The organism is Caballeronia sp. LjRoot34 (assembly GCF_964253815.1).
Taxonomy (GTDB): domain Bacteria; phylum Pseudomonadota; class Gammaproteobacteria; order Burkholderiales; family Burkholderiaceae; genus Caballeronia.
The window spans coordinates 3,174,706-3,193,163 of the sequence record NZ_CAXUSB020000001.1 but is presented as its reverse complement, the minus strand read 5'-3'; the positions used below and the strand labels follow the sequence as shown (position 1 = coordinate 3,193,163).

Sequence of the window (18,458 nt, the reverse complement as noted above, 5' to 3'; positions counted from 1 at the left end):
ATCACTCAGAAAGATGAAGGAGAACACATGCACACGGATTGTCGGGGAAGGTGGAGTAAAGGTGTCGCAGCGCTCGCGCTATGCGCATCGGCGGGGGCAGTGCACGCACAGTCATCTGTTTCGCTTTATGGGCTAGCGGATTCGTTCGCGGGCGTGGTGCGCGGGCCGGGGACGTCCGGCAACGCCTGGCAGGTGGGCTCTGGGGGGATGACGACGTCGTACTGGGGCATGTCCGGCTCCGAAGATCTGGGCGACGGGCTGAAGGCGATCTTCACGCTCGAGAGCTTTTACCGCATCAATGGTGGTCAGACGGGTTCCTTCGACGGGCAGTCGTTCTTCGGGCGCAGGGCATTCGTCGGACTCAGTGGGCGATTTGGGGAACTGACGCTCGGGCGCAATGATTCCCTGCTGTTCGTGTCCACGTTGCTGTTCAACCCGTTTGGCAATTCGTTCGTTTTCTCGCCCATGGTGGTTCACAGCTTTCTGGGCTCCGCCATGGGGGCGGCGTCAGTACAGAGTGATACGGCAATCGACGACTCGATTGTGTACCAGACGCCGGAACTCGGAGGCCTATCGGGAAGTCTGCTCTACAGTAACGCCGGAGTCGCGGGCCATGCGGGCCAGGCCAATTACAGTGCGAACGTGCTGTACTTTGCTGGACCTTTTTCGGCCACGGCCGCGGTCCAGAGTTTGCACACGGCGTCGCTGTTTCTCAACGGTGCGACGGAGCAGACCGCATGGCTCGTCGGTGGCGCGTACCGGCTTGACCCGGTCAAACTCTACTTCCAGTACGAACGGGTGGATAACAATAATGAGGTGACTGACGATACCGTGCAACTGGGCGCGAGCGTCCAGCTCGGGACTGGCAGCGTGCTGGTGTCATGGGCAGGCACGCGCCGGCGGCCGGTGCAAGGCAGTGACATCCGCTGGTCGACGGTGGCGCTCGGCTACGACTATCCGCTTTCAAAGCGCACCGACGTGTATGCGGCATGGCGCTACGACACGATGACAAGCGTGTCGTCAGGTAACAGCCTGGGCGCCGGTATCAGGATGAAGTTCTAGCATAGACGGCCGTGACCACTTCGCGATGTGGTCCGGGTGGGCGGGAGTGTGATGAGGCATTGGGCTGTTAGGGAAACAGGATCGCGGCGAAGTTGCGCGCACTATGAATCACATGGAGCACGCCGATGCGCTGCTCTGTCCCGACGGTGCGGTAGAAAATCGGGTCGCTCGCGTACGACCAGTGTGCAGCGCGGATTGTCCAGTCGGATCTAGTCGTCGATCTGCTGAAGGTCATGCTCTACTTCTCTGGTCGGAACAATCGCTTCGGCCGCTCCACGAGCGACTGGTTTTTCGCCCCCAGTTTGTCGAACACTTCCTCGTCGGCTTCGTCAAGCCGCAGTCTGCATTTTCGATGCCGCGCAAGAGCGAGGCATTGAGCGCGGTGCGCTGCGTTTCACGGTGATGGATGAGCCGGGTGCCTTCGGGAAGCACTTCGCTTTCCGGGTTGTCACACCCGGATTCGACAGGCTGCGCGACATAGCTTTCAGGATGTTGCCTCAGCTCGGCACTGATCATCGCGATTCTCCCTTCACCGGGCTCGGTTCTGGGACTTTGCGATAACAAATATCAAGTTGCATGGTCTACGGACTACCTCTCGCGACGCCCGCCCCGCCGGCCTGTCGGGAAATCCCGTCGATAAGACGGGTTTGGCTGACGGGCGAAATCGCTGCTTGAATGCCCTCGTGTTCCGGCCGTCTCGAGCCGGCGCCGTTCTGGGGGCAAGCCATGTCCAGCAAACAAGACGAACCGCTCGTCATCCTGCGTCGGTGGCAGGTCGAGGCGAAGACGGGGCTGTCACGCTCAACCATCTACCGGCGCATGCGCGCCAGCACGTTTCCACTGCCGATACAACTGGGTGGCCGGATGGTCGGGTGGCGTGCCGCCGACATCGAACGGTTCCTCGCGAATCCCGCCCGCTACCGGGCTCCTGTGCCGGAATGCCCGGACCATGCGGAGCTGAGGTCATGAGCCGAGACCTTGCTGCTGCGCCGCTCGCCCGTCGCCTCGAGAACTGGGGAAACACGTCGCGCGGCGCCTACGATCCACTCGATGCGGCGCGGCTGACGAAAGCCTGGCAGACGTTGCATCCCAGACATCGGGAGATGCTGAGGATGGTCTATCTCTGGCATGCCCGTCGGGAGGTTGTCTGCCGCCGGTTGTACATACCCTGGCGACCGGCGCAACCTTTCGAACTGGAACTCGCGGCGGCGCGCCTGGCACTGGCGCAGGCTCTTGCCGGCAATAGCCAGGAAACCGGCACCGGTGGCCTGCCTTCAGCCGGCGAAGAATGAGGCGTGCGGCCACTTCCGGTGGACGATGGTAGCTCGGCTCATCGACCGGGGTTTCGGTGGTGGGTGTCGTCGTCTGATGCCGACCTGGATATCGACGCACCCGCGCGTGAAAATTTTTTTGGGAACACGTGGGAACAGCTGGGAACACGTGGGCAAATGGACAACCAGCGAGGCGTCCGGGGGCTCTTGCATTGCGCCACGTGCTCGCCTAGAGTGAACTCAACAATCTGATCCGGTCAACGTGCGAAGCACGACCGAGTACGCGTTAGCGGCCCCGAAGTACCGAAGTCACTGCGACGACGTGGTGTGCCGTGAGACATCCCAAAGCCTGCATCCGCAGGCTTTTCTGTTTTCTGGCGCAAGTGGAACGATCCCCCGTTGAGCCCGCGGTCAGCCTTCCAGGCACCGCGGGTTCTTTTTTCCGTCACCTGTGATTTTCTGGTGTTTCGGGTCGCCTGTCGATGGGAATGACGGACCATGAAGACACTTCTGGTTGCAGCGGAAAAACGCGGTACCGGCAGGAGCGCACTGGTGTGCCAGCTCGCGCATTTTCTGCGCCGGGTACGTAGGGCCAGAGTACTGGTGCTCGATCTCGCGGAGCCCACCTGCAGCACGGCATCGCTTGCACGCACCGGCCGGGCGGTGGTACCTGGCAACGGGTGTGTGGAGAGCAAGCCGCGCACGCAGACACGTAGGGCGCGTGCACCTCGCATCCCGGTACTGCCGGGGCGCTCAGTGCGCGGCCTGCCGTTGGAGGCGGGCGAGAGCAGCGCACGCTACTACGCGAACATGCGACACGTGCTGCGGGTGGTGGCAGCTTTCGTGGACGTGTGCCTGATCGACTGTCCGCCACTGCCGGACCCGCACGCCGTGTGCGCCGAGGCAAGCGCCGATGCGATGCTAAGCCCGATCGTGCTGTCAAGGGACGCATTCGACAGTGCAGACGATCTGCTCAACGCTCCGCACGGTGTACGCAATGTTCGAGCACGGTTGAACCCCGCGCCGCGCTTTTTCGGGCTGCTGCCGAACATGGTGGAAGATACGCCGCTCCTGAGGGCACAGGCACAGGCACAGGCACGGGCGCTTCAGGCGCACATGGGTGCGTGGCTGATGCCGGATCCCCGCGACCCCGATGGCTTTCTTCAGATGCCCCGACTGGATGCGATTGCACAGGCGCAGGGGTATCGGTGCTTGATATCGCCTGGCGGGACGCGACAGCACGCTCTGCGTGGCGTGCGATGCGCCACTGCTTCGATGAGATCGCGCTTCGGCTGGACTGCGTCGCAGCGTGCGGGCCGGGCGCCGGAACGCAGGGCCAGCCTGCCTTCAATCCCGCTCCGGCGGAGACGGCACATGTGTAACGCGTCGATCCGTTCATGGGTGTTACGCCTCATGCGCTGCCTGTCTTTGGGACTCGCCTGCTTCATCGGCACCTCGGTGATCACACCGAGCCTCGCCCATGCAGACGACTGGGGCTGCCAGGTGATCCTCTGCCTCTCCAACCCTGGCGGGCCGGAACAGTACGCCGAATGCGTGCCGCCGGTCGAGAAACTCTGGCGCGCGTTGCGACATGGCGATCCGTTGCCGACGTGCGACTTCGGTGCAGGCGGCTCGCAGGGCACGGCCGCGTCGAACATCTTCGCCAGTGTTGCGTATTGCCGCGAGGATCTTCTTTACTGGGGTGGGCCGGAGAAGAGTGAGCTGCTCTGTGGTGCGCGCGGTGCCATCAACGTCGAGATCGACGGCCAGCTTTATACGCGGGTCTGGTGGGACGCGGATGGCGAGGACCGGACGATCACCGAATTCTATGGTGCTGGAAGTACCGGCGCACCCTATGACCCGACCCAGTCCGCTCGCCTGTTTCTCGAGCGCATGGAACGGCAGGAGGGCGGTGAGAACGGTGAGGGAGGAGGCGGCTAATGATGGCGCTCGATTTCATGACGCTCGCGCAGCAGTGCGCGCCCCAGGTTTCACCGGCAACGATGGCGGCCATCGTGCGCACTGAGTCGTCGTTTAACCCCTACGCCATCGGCGTGGTGCACGGCCGGCTGCTGCGCCAGCCAGCCAGCCTCGGGGAAGCCACGGCCACGACGCGCGCACTCGACGCGGGCGGCTGGGATTACAGCGTGGGCCTCGCACAGGTGAACCGGGCGAACTGGTCGCGGTATGCAATGAACGTGCAGAACGCATTTGATCCTTGCCTCAACCTGGCTGCCGGTGCGGCAATCCTGCAGGACTGTTACGCCCAGGCGCGCAGGTCGCGCCCCGAAGTTCAGGGCGCACTGCGAGCGAGCCTGTCGTGTTACGCGAGTGGCGACTTCGCGACGGGATACAGGACGGGATATGTGCAGCGCGTGGTCCAGAACGCAGCTGATATTGGGTCCGTGCATCCGGTGCCGAGCGTACCGGCGATTGACCCGGTGGCGAGCCCGATCCCGGCGATCCCGGTTGTTCCTCTGGGTGGCGGTGGTTTTCCGGATCGGGTGCAACGCCAGCGCACGGCGCAACCGGCGTCTGCCAGTGGTCCGGGCCCACAGGTACCCCAGGCGCCCCGGGGCAGTCCACCGGGGCACCCGCAGGGCGAGTCTGCGCACAGCAGCGCGGTGGTGTTCTGAAGCATAGGTGAAGGCAAGGATCTGGTTATCGATGTACAGGAGCCTGTCATGAGTTTAGTTATCCTAATTGAGAGTAAATCCGGAAAACGGGTCTGGAGGATTCAGGACTTCGCGCGCCGGGCGGCAAAGCTTCTCGCAGGCGGGGTCGTGGCAGCGGTGCTGGTCTCACCGGCTTACGCACAGCTGTCCCAGGTCAACACGCTGTTGACCACGATCCAGACGACGCTGCTCGGCGTGGGTGGCGTGGTGTGCTCGATCTCGATCATCTGGGCCGGTTTCAAGATGATGTTCCAGCACGCCCGGTTCGGTGACATCGCGAACGTCTTCATCGGTGGCCTCTTCGTCGGCTGCGCGACGGTGATCGCCGCGATGCTGATCCCGACTTCCTGATTCCTGCGAGACGGAGCCGAACCATGAATCCGCTCAAGGACCCCGTATTCAAGGGCTGCACACGTCCCGCGATGCTCTGGGGCGTGCCGCTCGTGTCGGCCCTGCTGGTTGGGGGCGGCATGCTGATCCCGGCCATCTGGGCGTTGCTGGCGAGTCCTCCGGTCGGGGTGGGCATTCTCCTGCTGATGATCCCGGTATTCGTCGCGATGCGGGTGATCACGCGCAACGACGACCAGCGGCTCGCGCAGTTGGCCCTGCGTCTGCGCATGAGCCTGCGGCAGCGCAACCGCCGGTTCTGGGGGGCGCATGCCTATGTGCCGGTGCGCCTGAAGAGGAGGGCATGAGATGCACGCCGATCCGAAGCTCGTGGCAGTGGCGAACCGGGAAGTGGTGCTCGCCGACTTCATTCCCTATTCGACGCATGTGACCGATCAGGTCATCCGCACGCGTGAGGGGGACTACCTGCGTGTCTGGAAGATCGCCGGCATCGCGTTCGAGGCGGCCGACCCTGCCGACATCCTCGCGCGCCATGAGGGATTCAACCAGCTCGCGCGCGGGCTGGCGGGCGGCCACGTGGGCCTGTGGGTGCACCGGCTGCGCCGGCGCGTCACGGATCACTTCGCGACGCCGTATGCCAACCGGTTCTGCCAGGAACTGGCGACACGCTATTACGCGAGCTTTGCCGGTTACCGGATGATGGCCAACGAGCTGTACCTGAGCGTCGTCTACCGGCCGAACCGGACACGACTCGGGCGCCTGTTCAGCCAGGCCGCCCGGCGCACGCTGGACGATATCCGGCGCGACCAGCACGAGGCCCTCAAGGTGATGGCGCAAATCGCCGCACAGATCGAATCGGGCCTGAAGCCATACGACCCGGTGGCGCTCGGGGTCTATGCGAAGCAGATGCAGCACACCCGGGGAGCGCGCCGCTTTTCCTCAGCGCTGGAGTTCCTCGGCTATCTGGTCAATGCCGTGTGGGAGCCCGTGCCGGTGCCTTCTGGCGTGATCCGCGAGGCGTTGCCGACCTCGCGCCTGTTCTTCCGTACCGAGAAAGTCGAAATCCGCATGCCGTCGGCGACGCGCTACGCCGCGTTGCTGGACCTGAAGGATTATCCGCAGCAAACCGAGCCCGGCATGCTCAACGGGATGCTGTATGGGGACTTCGAGTACATCGAGAGCCAGAGCTTCACCATCCTTGACCGGCCGGCAGCCAAAGAGGCACTCGAGCGGCAGCGCAACCAGCTCATGGCCGGCGAAGATGTAGCGGTGTCGCAGGTGGCCGCGATGGACCAGGCGCTCGACGACCTGATCAATGGCGATTTCGTGCTGGGCGAATATCACTATTCGCTCGCGGTGCTGGGCGAGACGCCTCATGAGGTGGCCAAGCACGTGGCGAAGGCCCGCACGCAACTGGCCGATGCGGGTTTTCAGGCCGCGCTGGTCGATCTCGTGGCGGACGCCGCGTGGTTCGCGCAACTGCCGGGTAACTGGCGCTATCGCCCGCGCGAGGCGAAGCTGACCTCGCGCAACTTCTGCGGACTGGCGAGCCTGCACAACTTTGCCACGGGCAAGCGCGACGGCAATCCGTGGGGCGAGGCGATCACGATCGTCAAGACGCCCAGCGGCCAGCCGCTTTACCTTAATTTCCACGCCACGCCGGACAAGAAGGATTCGCTCGATGAGAAGGCGCTCGCCAACGTCGAGATCATCGGCCAGGCGGGTACCGGCAAGACCGTGCTGGAGCTCAAGCTGCTCGCGATGGCGATGAAATTCGGCATTACTGCGGTGCTCTACGACAAGGATCGCGGCGCCGAGATTGCGGTCCGCGCGATGGGCGGCATCTATACCGTGTTTCGCCGCGGGGAGCCAACAGGGCTCAATCCCTTTCAGCTCGAACCGGATGAAACCGTGATCGACTTCTGGGAGCGGCTCGTACGCAAGCTGGTCGATAACGGGTCGATGCTGCCGGCGAAAGACGAGATGGAGATTTCGCGGGCTGTGCGGGAGGTGGCCCGCATGGCGAAGCCGCTGCGGCGCCTGTCGGTGGTGCGTCAACTGTTGCCCAATGTCGGGGAGAACAGCCTGCATGCGCGACTCGCGAAATGGTGTGCGGGCGGACGGCTCGGGTGGCTGCTCGACAATCCTTCGGACCGACTCGACTTTACCCAGGCGCGTCTCTTCGGGTTCGACGACACCGAACTGCTCGATGATCCCGAGGTATCCACGCCCCTCACGATGTACCTGCTGCACCTGACGGAGAGCCTCATCGACGGGCGGCGCTTCGTGTATGTGATGACGGAGTTCTGGAAGCGGCTTGGCGATCCGGTCTTCACGGACTTCGCCAACAACAAGCAGAAGACGATCCGCAAGCAGAACGGACTGGGCATTTTCGATACGCAGTCGCCGGCGGACGTGCTTCGCAGCGACATTGCGCGCGCGCTCGTCGAGCAAACCGCGACGTTCTTTTTCCTGCCGAACCCGCGCGCCGACTATGACGATTATGTGCGCGGTTTCAAGCTCACCGAGGCCGAGTTCAACATCGTGCGCAATCTCGGCGAAAACAGCCGGCTCTTCCTTTTCAAGCAGGGTCACCACTCGGCGATTGGCAGGCTGGATCTTGCCGGTCTGGGCGACGTGCTCGATGTGCTGTCGGGGACGACGGACAACGTCGAGCTGCTTGACACGATACGCGCGCAGGTCGGTGACGACCCGGACGACTGGCTGCCCGTCTTTCACGAGCAACTGGCGAAGCGCCGGGCTGCGAGCGCGACGATGTCATTGAGTATGTCGCGGCTGGCAGGAGGTGTGAAATGAGCGGCCTCTTTACCGCAGTCGGGGGCACGCTGGAAAACGGCATGGGCACGTATGTGACGAATGTTTCGTCGGCGCTTTCCAGTGCGCTCGTGCCGGCGGTCACCACGGCGGTCACGGTCTGGGTTCTCGCGTACGGTCTCGCGGTGGTGCGGGGTGAAGCCCATGAGTCGGTGCCCGCGTTTGCCTGGCGTGGCCTGAAACTGGCGATCATCCTCGCGTTCGCGCTCGGCACGGGCATCTACCAGGCGCAGGTGGTCACCACGGTCAATGGTGTCACGGCGGGACTCGCGCAGACGATCCAGAGCGCGGCCGCGAATACCGGAGCCGGCAACCCCGGATGCGGCTCGGTCAGCGGCAGCAGCGTGACGGGCGCGAGTGCGGCCGGCATCTACCAGACCCTCGACTGCTACGACCAGCAGATCGATCTGGTGATGGACGCGTACTTTGACCAGGCGACGCACGAAGGCTTCAGTGTGAGCGGCATCGTCGCGGGCGTGGGCGACTTCCTGTGCGGGCTTGTGGCGGCGCTCGGTGGTTCCATCTTCCTGATGGTCCTCGCATTCGAAGTCGTCATGGCGAGGATGCTGCTCGATCTCGTTCTTGGGCTCGGGCCGGCGTTCATCGCCTGCGGCGCGTTCGCTCCGAGCGCACGCTTTTTCGAGGCATGGACGGCGAAGGTCGCCAACTATGCGCTGCTGCAGGTACTGGTCGCCGCCTTCCTGGGCATGGCGCTGACCGCCTTTTCGAGCGATCTCGCCACCTTTCACGTGACCACGTCCGCGCCTGGGGCGAACGCTGCCAGCCTGGTTGCGAGCGCACAGCAGCGCCTGACCGGCGTGGCCACGCTTGCCTCGGCACTGGGGCTTTTCGTGACCGGCGCGTTCCTCGCCATGGTGGGCTGGCAACTGCCGGCGGTCGCTTCGGGCCTCGCAGGCGGCGCAACGCTGTCGGGTTTCGGGGCATTTGTCGCCGGTCTTGCCTCGCGTCAGGTGATCAGGGGCCTCGCATCTGCGGTGAAGTGGGGGCACGGCGCGCGGGGCCCGGGCGGAGCGATCTACAACCGCGGCGGTTCCGGCGGTGGTTCCAGCGGTGGTTCTGGTGGTGGTTCTGGTGGTGGTCCCGGGGCGGGCACCGGTGGTGCCCCGGGCGGCAGCGGTGAAGTGCCGGCGTATCAACGTGCGGCCCGAGAACACCTGGGTGGCCAGGGTGACTGAAGCGAGGGCAAACATCATGAGCAAACCATACGCACTGGTGCGCGTTGCCGCAGCGGCGGTCCTCGCTGCTGCCTTCGTGGGGCCGGTTCATGCGCAGGGCATTCCGGTTTTCGACGCGCAGAACGTCGCGCAGGCGATTTCGACGGTCGCCCAGCTCGAACAGGAAGTCCAGCAGGAGATCCAGCTCTACCAGTCGATGAACGGGTCCCGCGGATTCGGCGCGCTGCTCGGCAATCCGGTGCTGGCGAATTCCCTGCCGTCGAACTGGACGGGTGTCTATACGGCGATCCAGAACGGCGGGTATGCGGGTTTGACGGGCAGCGCGCAGGCGTTGCGCTCGGCAGGCGAGATCTACAACTGCGAGGACCAGAGCGGGATCGACCAGCAGGTCTGTCAGCGGGCACTGAACAAGCCCTTCCAGGACAAGGCATTCGGCATGCAGGCGTACCAGACCGAGCTTCAGGAGCTGAACCAGATCCAGAGCCTGATGCAGCAGATCGATATCACGCAGGATCCCAAAGGCGTTGCCGAGCTGCAGGCACGCATCCAGTCGGAGAGCACCGCGGTGGGTAACGAGATGACGAAGCTGCAGCTCTTCAGGATGCTGTCGGATACCGAGGACCGGCTGATCGCCGAGCAGCAGGGTGAGCTCGTGATGAGCCGGGCTGGCAACACGGCACGGTTGCAGGACCAGATGGTCCCGGCCACGTTCGGCAACTGAAGGAGCGCAGCATGAAGAATCCAATGGTGACCATATTGGCGTTCTGTTTAGTAATGCTTATCGAATCGTGTAGCGGCAATCCGCCCAAACCGGTGTTGCCCGACGGCTCGCATCGCGTGCCGGTGAATCGGGTACCGCCGGTGCCACCGGTGACACCAACGGACGGGGCCAGTTCATGAAACCCAGTCATGACTACCGGCGCGTGCTGGACATCGAGGCTTCGCTCACGGATATGCAGGCGCGTTCCGAGCGGCGGGCTTGGCACGTGGCCTACGCGGCAGTGGGCGTGGCCGCACTGAGCGCCGTGGCGCTCGCGGTGATGGTGCCGTTCTACCGGGTGGTGCCGCTACCCATCGAGGTCGACCGTCTGACGGGCGAGTCGCAGGTGATCGATGTGCTCGATGCGAAGCACGTGCATACCGGCGAGATCCAGGACAAGCACTGGGTCGATGTCTATGTGCGTTCGCGTGAGCGCTATGACTGGGGCCTGCTGCAGATGGACTACGACCGGGTGCTCGACATGAGCGCGGATACGGTGGCACGGGATTACCGCCAGATTTACAGCGGCCCCGATGCACTTGACCGGCAACTCGGTGCCGGCACCGAGCGCCGCATCCGGATTCTGTCGACCACACTGCCACCCGATGAGCCGGGTCGGGCGGTGGTGCATATCGAGCGCACCACGCGCAAGCATGGTGAAGACAACGCCGAACCGCCCCAGCGGTTCGTGGTGACGCTCGCCTACACCTACCGGCCACCGGTGTTCATGCGGGAGAGCACCGCGGTCGAAAACCCGTTCGGCTTCACGGTGACGGCCTACAGCCGCGATCCCGAATACACACCGCCCACACCACCCACACCACCGGCCTCGTCACCTGCAGCGGGAGGTGCCCGATGAATCCACGCTTCCTGATTGCGGCGATGTTCGCGTCGCTCGCCACCCAGCTTGCACACGCCTACGACGTGCCGGGCTGGTCACGCGATTCGCGTGTGCGCCAGGTGCTATACCGCCCGGATGAGGTGGTGCGCATCGACGCACAGCGCGGCTTTGCCACCCATATTGCGCTCGATCCGCACGAACAGATTCTGGTTGTCGCCCCGGGAGACCGCGACGGCTGGCAGGTCGTGGCGACCCGGGGCGATCACGACGTGTGGCTTAAGCCCCAGCTTGCCGCACATGACACGAACCTCGAAATCCGTACCGACCGGCGAAGCTACAGCTTCGATCTCGTGGTGCTGCCCCTGAAGGCGAAGTTCGCCAATGACGAGGAGGTGTACCGCGTCACCTTCAGCTATCCGGATGAGGTGCAGGAAAAAGCCCGCACCGATGCAGATCGGGCACTCGTGGAGCAGCGCCTTGCGCAGCCACCGGCTGTGCGCAATGCCCGCTACTCGATGCAGGTCATGCCGCACTCGGATGACATAGCGCCGACTGCCGCATGGGACGACGGGCGGTTCACGTACCTGCGCATCCCCAACAACCGCCGCATTCCCGCGATCTTCCGGGTCGCGGAGGACGGCAGCGAGAGCGTGGTCGACCGGCACATGGAGGGCGACGTCATCGTCGTCCATGAGGTTGCACAGCGCTTCGTGCTGCGGCTCGCCGATGAGGCGGTGGGCATCTGGAACGACGCGTACGACATGGACGGCGTCCCACCGCAGGATGGAACGACGGTGACTGGCGTGCAGCGCGTGCTGCGGAGTGACGGCCATGAGTGACGATATCCCGCGCAACGTGATCGAACCGGACGGTCCCGCTGAGCGCAGCCGCAATCCTGATAATCCGGTCATTGCCGAAGGTCCGGACCGCACGCCGCCCGAGCGCGGCATGCCGGAACTGGGACAACACGGCGGTGGTCGTCCGCGCGCGTGGTGGGTGACGCCGCTCGTCATCGTGGCGGTCGTGGTGGCCGGGGCGGTCTGGAGCGTTCATGGCTTTCTGGCACGGCACGATGCGGCCGCCCAGGCCCGACGCGACGCCGCCCTTGACCAGCCGGCGCAGGGAAGGATCTTCGGCGACATGCCGGCGTCGGCCGCCGGCATGTCGGCCTCCGCTGCGCACCCCGCGAGCGCACCTGCAGCTCAGGGCACACCCGCTTCCGCGGCGGTGCTCACGCCTTCCCCGGCGAATTCCGCGCGCGCCCCGACCGTGCGCAGCTATTACGACGCGCCGTTGCTGGCGACGCAGGGCTCCGGCAGTTCCAGCACACAGGGCAGCGCCGGCACGCCTGCGCCGGCGTCCGCATCGGGCATCGTGACTGCACCCAATGCCGAGCGTGGGCAGGCCGGCAGTCCGCTTGGCCTGGCACTGACGCCCACGTTGACACCCCGGGTCACCGCGGGCCTCCTCGGCAATCGCAGCCTGATTCTGGCCCAGGGCGCGAAGATCGACTGTGTGGGGGACACCGCCTTTGATTCGACGGAAGCCGGCCTCTCCACCTGCACGGTCACCCGGAACGTGTATTCGGATAACGGGCGCGTGTTGCTCATCGAGCGTGGCTCGCAGATCAACAGCGAATACCGCTCCAATTTGGCGCCGGGGCAGACGCGTGTATTCGTCCTCTCAGCCAGAATCAGGACACCCCATGGCGTGACGGTCGAGATTGACTCGCCGGCTGCCGACGCGCTGGGACGCATGGGTGTGGGTGGTTACGTGAACAACCACTGGGGCGAGCGGATTGGCGCGGCGATGCTGCTCGGCATGACCCAGGATGCGATCGGTTACCTCGCGACGCGTGGCGGGAACAGTAATGGATCCGTCGTCTTCGAGAACACGCAGCAGCAGGGCAACGACATGGCCACGCGCATACTCGACAGCACGATCAACATCCCCCCGACGCTCACGCAGAACCAGGGCGCGGAGTTCACGATTATCGTCGCACGGGATCTGGATTTCAGCACGGTCTATGCGTTGCAGCCGGAGGCGCTCCGATGAACACCGACGTCTCCACACCAGACCGGCTTGACGAAGCGTTGCTCGCACGCCTGCCCGACGATGCGTCGGTGCGGGAGCTGATGCGCCCGTTTGCGCCGTTGCTCGATGACCCGGATGTGACCGAGCTGGTGATCAACCGGCCTCGGCGCGTGTTGACCGAAACGCATCTCGGCTGGCGTGCCCACGACTATCCCGATCTCGACTTCGAGCGGCTGATGTCGTTCGCGGTGGCCATTGCGACGCTGACCAGCCAGGCGGTGTCGGCCGAGCATCCGGTGCTCTCGGCGCTCCTGCCGGGCGACGCACGCATCCAGATCGTGGTGCCGCCAGTGGTGCCGCCGCGCACCGTGTCGGTCACGATCCGCCGGCCCTCGTCCAAAGAGAAGACGCTCGGCAGTTACCGGGCCGAGGGGCTCTTTGACGACACATCGTGGCTTCGTCCCGCAGGGCTCGATGACGACGCCCTTGGATTGCTGCGGCCATCGGACCGGCAACTCGTACATCGGCTCGACGAGCGTGACTTTGCGGCCTTCTTCGAGCGCGCGGTGACCGGTCGTCTGAACATCGTGATCGTCGGCAGTACGGGCTCGGGCAAGACCAGCTTCATGAAGACGCTGTGCCAGCACATTCCCGCGGGCGAACGCATCCTGACCATCGAGGATGTCCGGGAACTGTTCATCCGTCACATCGAGAATTGCGTGCATCTCGTCTACAGCAAGGGCGGCCACGGCCAGGCGCGCGTGACGCCTGCGGACCTGATCGCCAGCACGATGCGCATGCGTCCCGACCGCGTGCTGCTGGCCGAGTTGCGCGGGGCGGAGGCGTACGACTTCCTCAAGCTGCTGACGACCGGGCATTCCGGTTCGATCACGAGCTACCACGCCTCCAGTGCTGCAGTTGCCATCGAGCGGTTTGCGCTGATGGCGAAGGAACATCCCGAAGCAGCCGCCTACGACGATGCCGCGCTCAAGCGCCTGCTGTTTCTCACGATCGATGTGGTGGCGCACATGGAGGCGCAGCCGGTGTTCGACGGGACAGGCACGCAGAGCGCAAAGCGCTGGGCGATGACCGAAATCTGGTTCGATCCGGTGCGCAAATACCGGACCGCGCTCGGGTAACCGGCACCTGGAAGGAGGAATCCCGATGAAAGTGTCAATTCCGAATCCCGCTGGACAGTCCGTCGTGCAGCCTGGCGCGCAGGGCGGCGCCGCGTCGGCCACAACGGCGATGATGGCGGCCGGTCAGTCTGAAGGTCTGTCAGCAGGTCGGCATGAACTCTGGCATCACGCCCGCCGCGGCGCGATCACGCTGGTGGTGTTGGTTGCATTCGCCGCTGGTCTCGCGGCCGCCATGTGGTTCGCCTCGTTTTTCCTGTACGCGAGCCTGCGGGTCAATCCGTTGCGTGCGGGGATGTGGGGGTGGTTCGATGCAGCGCGTGCCTGGTACGCGGGAGGCCTGCCGAAGGAAGGCCGGCGGATCGCCGGTTCTGCACTGTTCGGAATGCTGCTGGCGTATGGCGCGCCGGGTGCTGCGGTATGCGCCTGGTGGGTTCCCTCCGGCCGACGGCATCTGTATGGCAGTGCGCGCTTTGCGAGCGAAGCGGAAATCCGCGCGGCGGGGTTGCTGTGAACACGCCCATGATTCGCCATGCCGGTCCCGCGCTCGTTGTCGGTGTGTGGCGAGGACGTTACCTGCGCTTTACCGGACAGCAGTTTGTGCTGCTCGCGGCGCCGGCGCGCTCGGGCAAGGGTGTGGGCATCGTGATCCCGAACCTGCTCAGTTACCCTGACTCGGTAGTGGTGCTCGACATCAAGCAGGAGAACTACAGCGTCACCGCCGGGTTCCGCCGTGCACACGGTCAGGCGGTCTATCTGTTCAATCCTTTCGCAGAGGACGGCCGCACACATCGGTATAACCCGCTGTCGGCGATCTCGGACGGGCTTTTTCGTGTTGGAGACATCCTCGCCATCGGCTACGCCCTGTATCCGGTCGGCGGTCACGATGATTTCTGGAAGGACCAGGCGCGCAATCTCTTTCTCGGGGTTGTACTGCTGCTGTGTGAGTGGCGGGACGCGCGGCGCGCAGGCGACGTGGATGTGCCGGACTATCCGGTCACGATGGGTGAGGTGCTGCGACAGTCCTCGGGCAACGGCATGCCGGTGAAGGCGTACCTGCAGAGGGCGCTGCTGCAGCACCGCAGCCTGCTCACCGGTCCCTGTGTCGATGCGCTGAACCGCTTTCTCGCGAACGACGACAAGGTGCTTGCGAGCATCCTCGCGACCTTCAACGCGCCGCTCACGATCTGGGCCAATCCCATCGTCGATGCGGCGACGAGTGCCAACGACTTCGATCTGCGCGACGTGAGAAAGCGTCGCATGACGATCTATATCGGCATCACGCCCGATCACCTGATCGAGGCGGCGCTGCTGGTCAACCTTGTGTTTTCGCAACTGGTCAATCTCAATACGAAGGAGTTGCCGGAAGCCAACCCGGCGCTGAAATTCCAGTGCCTGCTGCTGATGGACGAGTTCACCGCGATCGGGAAGATCCAGATCATCGCGCGGGCCGTCGCGTACATGGCGGGGTTCAACCTGCGCATGCTGTCGATCGTGCAGTCGGTCTCGCAGCTCGAGTCCGTGTACGGGCGAGCCGATGCGCGCACGTTCGTGACGAACCACGCGATGCAGATCCTCTATGCGCCACGCGAGCAGAAGGATGCAAACGAATATTCGGAGATGCTCGGCACCTTCACCGACAAGTCCCGCAGCGTGAGCCGCTCGAATGCGATCTTCGGTGGCCGGGGCGGCTCGAGCGAGAGCATCTCGGAGCAGCGCCGGCCGCTGCTTTTGCCGCAGGAACTCAAGGAGCTCGGGCGCGACAAGGAGATCATTCTGCTCGAGAACACCAAGCCCATCCTCGCCGACAAGATCTGCTACTGGCGTGATCCTGCCTTCACCTCACGTCTTGCGGCGCCACCGAGGGTCGCGGTGATGGATCTCGCGCGCTTTGCCGCGCAGACCGAACGGCGCCTGCGCGATCTTGATCCGTCAGAGGTCGATGCTGCCGGAGCGGGACTCATCAATGTGCCGGTCGAACATCTGGAGGTGCTGCAGGCCTGGGATCCACGCGAGCTGCCAGCGCATCTGGCCGAGCTCAGCGAGGACGACGTGAGTGCCTATGTCGAGCGGCATTTCATGCTGCTGGGTGTGCCACGCAATCGCATTGTGGCGGCGAGGCACACGCTTTCGCTGTCCGAACTGGACGTGGCGGAATTGCCTCCGGCTCCGGCTATCCGCAAACGGCGCACGGGCGGCAACGCGAGCGGGGCAAAGGAAGAGGCCGGCCCGGCTTCGCGACCGGATCGCAAGGCGGGGCGCAGGCGTGAGTCCGGGCGTGAGTCGATGTGTGAGTCGAACGTTGCGCCGATCAGGGGAGACCATTGATGAACGCGCCCTATATCGATGAAACGAACCGTGTTCGTGCCGCGCTCGCGGCGATCCCGGCCGACGACTATGCCACTTGGGTGGACATGGCGTTCGCCGTCAGGCAGGGGCTGGGTGATGCGGGCTTTGAAATATGGGATGAATGGAGTCGCAGCGCGCAAAACTACAACGAGCGTGCGGCGCGCACGACATGGCGCTCGGCACGCGCGTCGGGTGGCAAGACGCTGGCTTCCCTCTTCTGGCTCGCTCAGCAGCACGGCTTTGATGTCAAGGCCTCGCGCGTGCCGGGCACGATCACGGCGGCCTCACCGGGTCCGGACCGCGAGGAATTCGCACGTCGCGCCCGGGAGGCGGCACGTGAGGCGGCACGTGTGCGTGCGCGCCACGCAGCTGTGGCGCAGACGGCCGTGTCGATCTGGGAATGGGCGCGGCCCGTTGGCCCCGAGCATCCGTACCTCGTGCGCAAGCAGCTCGAACCGGTTGCAACGTTGCGCGAACTCGAGGCACTCGAACTGAAGGCGCTGCTTGGCTACATGCCGCTGAGTGCGGAAGAGCCGCTCGCGGGCCGTGTGCTGATCGTGCCGGCGCGGGTTGGCGACGCTATGACGACGCTCGAGCTGATCGACGATATGGGACGTAAATCGTCGCTGGCCGGTGGTGCAAAAAAGGGCGGCTATTGGATGAGCGGACCTTTGACGGCGGACGCGGGCAGCATGCCGATCCTGATCGCGGAGGGCATGGCGACGGCACTGTCAGCACATCGGGCGACCGGCTGGGTTGCGGTGGCGGCGCTGTCCGCCAGCAACCTGCCCCGGGTTGCTTCAGGCCTGCGTGAGCGATACCCGCGTGCCTCGCTCATCGTCCTTGGAGAACCTGGCAAGGCAGAGCGCTTTGCACGCCAGGCCGCGCAGGCCGCGCAGGCGTCTCTCGAATTGCCGTCGTTCACGCCGGATGCGCGAATCGGCGGCATGCCGCCGACTGATTTCAACGACATGGCGGTGTTATCTGGTCTGGATGTCGTCGGTGATCTTTTACGGGACGCCGCAGGCAGGATCAATAGGGACCCCCCTGCGGTGACCGGTGCAGCACCCGGTGCCGATGCAGGGTGGGCGGCTCGCAGTACAGCGGTTGAATGGATGGAGGACGCAGACATGGGACGCGTGAAAGAGGAACTGACTGACGCAATGACGGATGAAGCCGCAGGCACGAAGCGGCGCAGGACGGGCCGAAGGCAGCAGACACAGTATGTGCCGGTGCAGGACGCGCCGCTGGAAGCGGGATCGTCCGGTGTGCCGCAGCGGGATGCCGCTCGCGCAGGCGCGGACACGGACAGCGGGCTTGCGTTCGCACAGGACGCACGGGACGCACGGGACGCGGGCCACCCGGCTCAGGCGCAATCCCGCGCGGCACCGCGCCGCGAGATTGGGCAGGCATTGTACGGCCTGGATGATGTGCCTGGCGAAATCCGGGCGCTGGCGCAGCACCGGTTCGGCGCGCAGATCCGGATGGCGACGCCGCGTGAGAACGGTGGCCCTTATCGCGGCGAGGTGTTGAACACCGAACACTACGTGATCCAGGAGGTGGCGACGCGAAGCGTGGTGTTCCACCGCAAGGACCACATGGAATTCGTCTCGGACCGGCTGAAGTGGATGGACCAGAACCAGCGGATGAATGGCGCCGAGGTGCAGATTGGCTACGAGGGTGACCGGCCGAAGGTCTATCCGTGGGACCGTGCGCGCGAGCAGCTTGAACGCGTGGTGGCGTCGCTGAAGAAATCGGCGCGCGAGGCAGGTTTCGGCACGGACCTCGACCCGACGCTCGAGCAGTTGCAGTCGGTGTCGTGGACACGGTTTCGTGAGGCGCGTGCCGTAGCGCTCGCGCAAGCCCGTGAGCGTGCGGGACGCGAGCCTGGTGGAAATCCCGACCGGTAGGGCGTGTCTTCAATCGGGCAGGGCCCGGGCAAGCGGGAACG

General features: G+C 64.7%; 19 protein-coding genes. 18 read left to right on the top strand and 1 reads right to left on the bottom strand.

The genetic code is table 11. The features are described from left to right. Positions 1-27 precede the first annotated feature (27 nt). On the top strand, positions 28-1,062 hold the full coding sequence (locus ACSQ36_RS14375) for a porin (protein WP_436182373.1): 1,035 nt from the start codon (positions 28-30) through the stop codon (positions 1,060-1,062). Between the two features lie 67 nt (positions 1,063-1,129). On the opposite strand, the gene ACSQ36_RS14370 is transcribed toward ACSQ36_RS14375, so the two are convergent. Continuing rightward, the gene (locus tag ACSQ36_RS14370; protein ID WP_436182372.1) at positions 1,130-1,297 is read right to left on the bottom strand and encodes a hypothetical protein; all 168 of its coding nucleotides are present in this window, start codon (positions 1,295-1,297) and stop codon (positions 1,130-1,132) included. Between the two features lie 491 nt (positions 1,298-1,788). Between ACSQ36_RS14370 and ACSQ36_RS14365 the strand changes: the two genes are divergently transcribed. From ACSQ36_RS14365 to ACSQ36_RS14285, 17 genes are all read left to right on the top strand, one after another. Beyond that, the gene (locus ACSQ36_RS14365) at positions 1,789-2,031 is read left to right on the top strand and encodes a helix-turn-helix transcriptional regulator (protein ID WP_436182371.1); all 243 of its coding nucleotides are present in this window, start codon (positions 1,789-1,791) and stop codon (positions 2,029-2,031) included. Further along, positions 2,028-2,354 (top strand): hypothetical protein, encoded by a 327-nt coding sequence (locus ACSQ36_RS14360; RefSeq protein WP_436182370.1) that lies wholly within the window; start codon positions 2,028-2,030, stop codon positions 2,352-2,354. Before ACSQ36_RS14365 ends, ACSQ36_RS14360 begins: the two co-directional genes overlap by 4 nt. Positions 2,355-3,707: 1,353 nt before the next feature. Continuing rightward, entirely contained in the window at positions 3,708-4,274 is a 567-nt protein-coding gene (locus tag ACSQ36_RS14355) for a hypothetical protein (RefSeq protein ID WP_436183180.1), read from the top strand. Next, on the top strand, positions 4,274-4,969 hold the full coding sequence (locus tag ACSQ36_RS14350) for a lytic transglycosylase domain-containing protein (RefSeq protein WP_436182369.1): 696 nt from the start codon (positions 4,274-4,276) through the stop codon (positions 4,967-4,969). The genes ACSQ36_RS14355 and ACSQ36_RS14350 overlap by 1 nt, the downstream gene beginning before the upstream one ends. Before the next feature lie 48 nt (positions 4,970-5,017). Next, positions 5,018-5,359, top strand: coding sequence for a TrbC/VirB2 family protein (locus ACSQ36_RS14345; protein ID WP_436182368.1), 342 nt, complete (start codon positions 5,018-5,020; stop codon positions 5,357-5,359). 23 nt (positions 5,360-5,382) lie between these two features. Further along, positions 5,383-5,703, top strand: coding sequence for a type IV secretion system protein VirB3 (locus ACSQ36_RS14340; protein WP_436182367.1), 321 nt, complete (start codon positions 5,383-5,385; stop codon positions 5,701-5,703). Position 5,704: 1 nt separating this feature from the next. Then, positions 5,705-8,173, top strand: coding sequence for a VirB4 family type IV secretion/conjugal transfer ATPase (locus tag ACSQ36_RS14335; protein ID WP_436182366.1), 2,469 nt, complete (start codon positions 5,705-5,707; stop codon positions 8,171-8,173). Continuing rightward, positions 8,170-9,387 (top strand): type IV secretion system protein, encoded by a 1,218-nt coding sequence (locus ACSQ36_RS14330; protein ID WP_436182365.1) that lies wholly within the window; start codon positions 8,170-8,172, stop codon positions 9,385-9,387. The genes ACSQ36_RS14335 and ACSQ36_RS14330 overlap by 4 nt, the downstream gene beginning before the upstream one ends. A gap of 16 nt (positions 9,388-9,403) precedes the next feature. Continuing rightward, entirely contained in the window at positions 9,404-10,108 is a 705-nt protein-coding gene (virB5, locus tag ACSQ36_RS14325) for a P-type DNA transfer protein VirB5 (RefSeq protein ID WP_436182364.1), read from the top strand. A gap of 11 nt (positions 10,109-10,119) precedes the next feature. Beyond that, positions 10,120-10,287 carry a hypothetical protein gene (locus ACSQ36_RS14320; RefSeq protein WP_436182363.1) on the top strand — a complete coding sequence of 56 codons (168 nt, stop codon included), beginning with the start codon at positions 10,120-10,122 and terminating at the stop codon, positions 10,285-10,287. Beyond that, positions 10,284-11,006: a virB8 family protein gene (locus tag ACSQ36_RS14315; protein ID WP_436182362.1), complete on the top strand. Its 723-nt coding sequence runs from the start codon at positions 10,284-10,286 to the stop codon at positions 11,004-11,006. The genes ACSQ36_RS14320 and ACSQ36_RS14315 overlap by 4 nt, the downstream gene beginning before the upstream one ends. 23 nt (positions 11,007-11,029) lie before the next feature. Beyond that, positions 11,030-11,827 (top strand): TrbG/VirB9 family P-type conjugative transfer protein, encoded by a 798-nt coding sequence (locus ACSQ36_RS14310; RefSeq protein WP_436183179.1) that lies wholly within the window; start codon positions 11,030-11,032, stop codon positions 11,825-11,827. After that, the gene (virB10, locus tag ACSQ36_RS14305) at positions 11,820-13,043 is read left to right on the top strand and encodes a type IV secretion system protein VirB10 (RefSeq protein ID WP_436182361.1); all 1,224 of its coding nucleotides are present in this window, start codon (positions 11,820-11,822) and stop codon (positions 13,041-13,043) included. Before ACSQ36_RS14310 ends, virB10 begins: the two co-directional genes overlap by 8 nt. Then, a complete protein-coding gene (virB11, locus tag ACSQ36_RS14300) occupies positions 13,040-14,161 on the top strand; it encodes a P-type DNA transfer ATPase VirB11 (protein WP_436182360.1) in 1,122 nt (373 codons plus the stop codon). The genes virB10 and virB11 overlap by 4 nt, the downstream gene beginning before the upstream one ends. A 25-nt stretch (positions 14,162-14,186) precedes the next feature. Then, on the top strand, positions 14,187-14,672 hold the full coding sequence (locus ACSQ36_RS14295; protein WP_436182359.1) for a hypothetical protein: 486 nt from the start codon (positions 14,187-14,189) through the stop codon (positions 14,670-14,672). A gap of 8 nt (positions 14,673-14,680) precedes the next feature. Further along, complete coding sequence (locus tag ACSQ36_RS14290) at positions 14,681-16,486, top strand: type IV secretory system conjugative DNA transfer family protein (RefSeq protein WP_436183178.1); 1,806 nt, start codon at positions 14,681-14,683, stop codon at positions 16,484-16,486. Further along, positions 16,486-18,417 (top strand): PriCT-2 domain-containing protein, encoded by a 1,932-nt coding sequence (locus ACSQ36_RS14285; RefSeq protein WP_436182358.1) that lies wholly within the window; start codon positions 16,486-16,488, stop codon positions 18,415-18,417. The genes ACSQ36_RS14290 and ACSQ36_RS14285 overlap by 1 nt, the downstream gene beginning before the upstream one ends. Positions 18,418-18,458 lie beyond the last annotated feature (41 nt).

Excerpts from the sequence above, each read along its gene's own strand:
- ACSQ36_RS14375 (WP_436182373.1), top strand. The coding sequence starts at position 28 with ATGCACACGGATTGTCGGGGAAGGTGGAGTAAAGGTGTCGCAGCGCTC.
- ACSQ36_RS14370 (WP_436182372.1), bottom strand. The coding sequence starts at position 1,297 with ATGACCTTCAGCAGATCGACGACTAGATCCGACTGGACAATCCGCGCT.
- ACSQ36_RS14365 (WP_436182371.1), top strand. The coding sequence starts at position 1,789 with ATGTCCAGCAAACAAGACGAACCGCTCGTCATCCTGCGTCGGTGGCAG.
- ACSQ36_RS14360 (WP_436182370.1), top strand. The coding sequence starts at position 2,028 with ATGAGCCGAGACCTTGCTGCTGCGCCGCTCGCCCGTCGCCTCGAGAAC.
- ACSQ36_RS14355 (WP_436183180.1), top strand. The coding sequence starts at position 3,708 with ATGTGTAACGCGTCGATCCGTTCATGGGTGTTACGCCTCATGCGCTGC.
- ACSQ36_RS14350 (WP_436182369.1), top strand. The coding sequence starts at position 4,274 with ATGATGGCGCTCGATTTCATGACGCTCGCGCAGCAGTGCGCGCCCCAG.
- ACSQ36_RS14345 (WP_436182368.1), top strand. The coding sequence starts at position 5,018 with ATGAGTTTAGTTATCCTAATTGAGAGTAAATCCGGAAAACGGGTCTGG.
- ACSQ36_RS14340 (WP_436182367.1), top strand. The coding sequence starts at position 5,383 with ATGAATCCGCTCAAGGACCCCGTATTCAAGGGCTGCACACGTCCCGCG.
- ACSQ36_RS14335 (WP_436182366.1), top strand. The coding sequence starts at position 5,705 with ATGCACGCCGATCCGAAGCTCGTGGCAGTGGCGAACCGGGAAGTGGTG.
- ACSQ36_RS14330 (WP_436182365.1), top strand. The coding sequence starts at position 8,170 with ATGAGCGGCCTCTTTACCGCAGTCGGGGGCACGCTGGAAAACGGCATG.
- virB5 (WP_436182364.1), top strand. The coding sequence starts at position 9,404 with ATGAGCAAACCATACGCACTGGTGCGCGTTGCCGCAGCGGCGGTCCTC.
- ACSQ36_RS14320 (WP_436182363.1), top strand. The coding sequence starts at position 10,120 with ATGAAGAATCCAATGGTGACCATATTGGCGTTCTGTTTAGTAATGCTT.
- ACSQ36_RS14315 (WP_436182362.1), top strand. The coding sequence starts at position 10,284 with ATGAAACCCAGTCATGACTACCGGCGCGTGCTGGACATCGAGGCTTCG.
- ACSQ36_RS14310 (WP_436183179.1), top strand. The coding sequence starts at position 11,030 with ATGTTCGCGTCGCTCGCCACCCAGCTTGCACACGCCTACGACGTGCCG.
- virB10 (WP_436182361.1), top strand. The coding sequence starts at position 11,820 with ATGAGTGACGATATCCCGCGCAACGTGATCGAACCGGACGGTCCCGCT.
- virB11 (WP_436182360.1), top strand. The coding sequence starts at position 13,040 with ATGAACACCGACGTCTCCACACCAGACCGGCTTGACGAAGCGTTGCTC.
- ACSQ36_RS14295 (WP_436182359.1), top strand. The coding sequence starts at position 14,187 with ATGAAAGTGTCAATTCCGAATCCCGCTGGACAGTCCGTCGTGCAGCCT.
- ACSQ36_RS14290 (WP_436183178.1), top strand. The coding sequence starts at position 14,681 with ATGATTCGCCATGCCGGTCCCGCGCTCGTTGTCGGTGTGTGGCGAGGA.
- ACSQ36_RS14285 (WP_436182358.1), top strand. The coding sequence starts at position 16,486 with ATGAACGCGCCCTATATCGATGAAACGAACCGTGTTCGTGCCGCGCTC.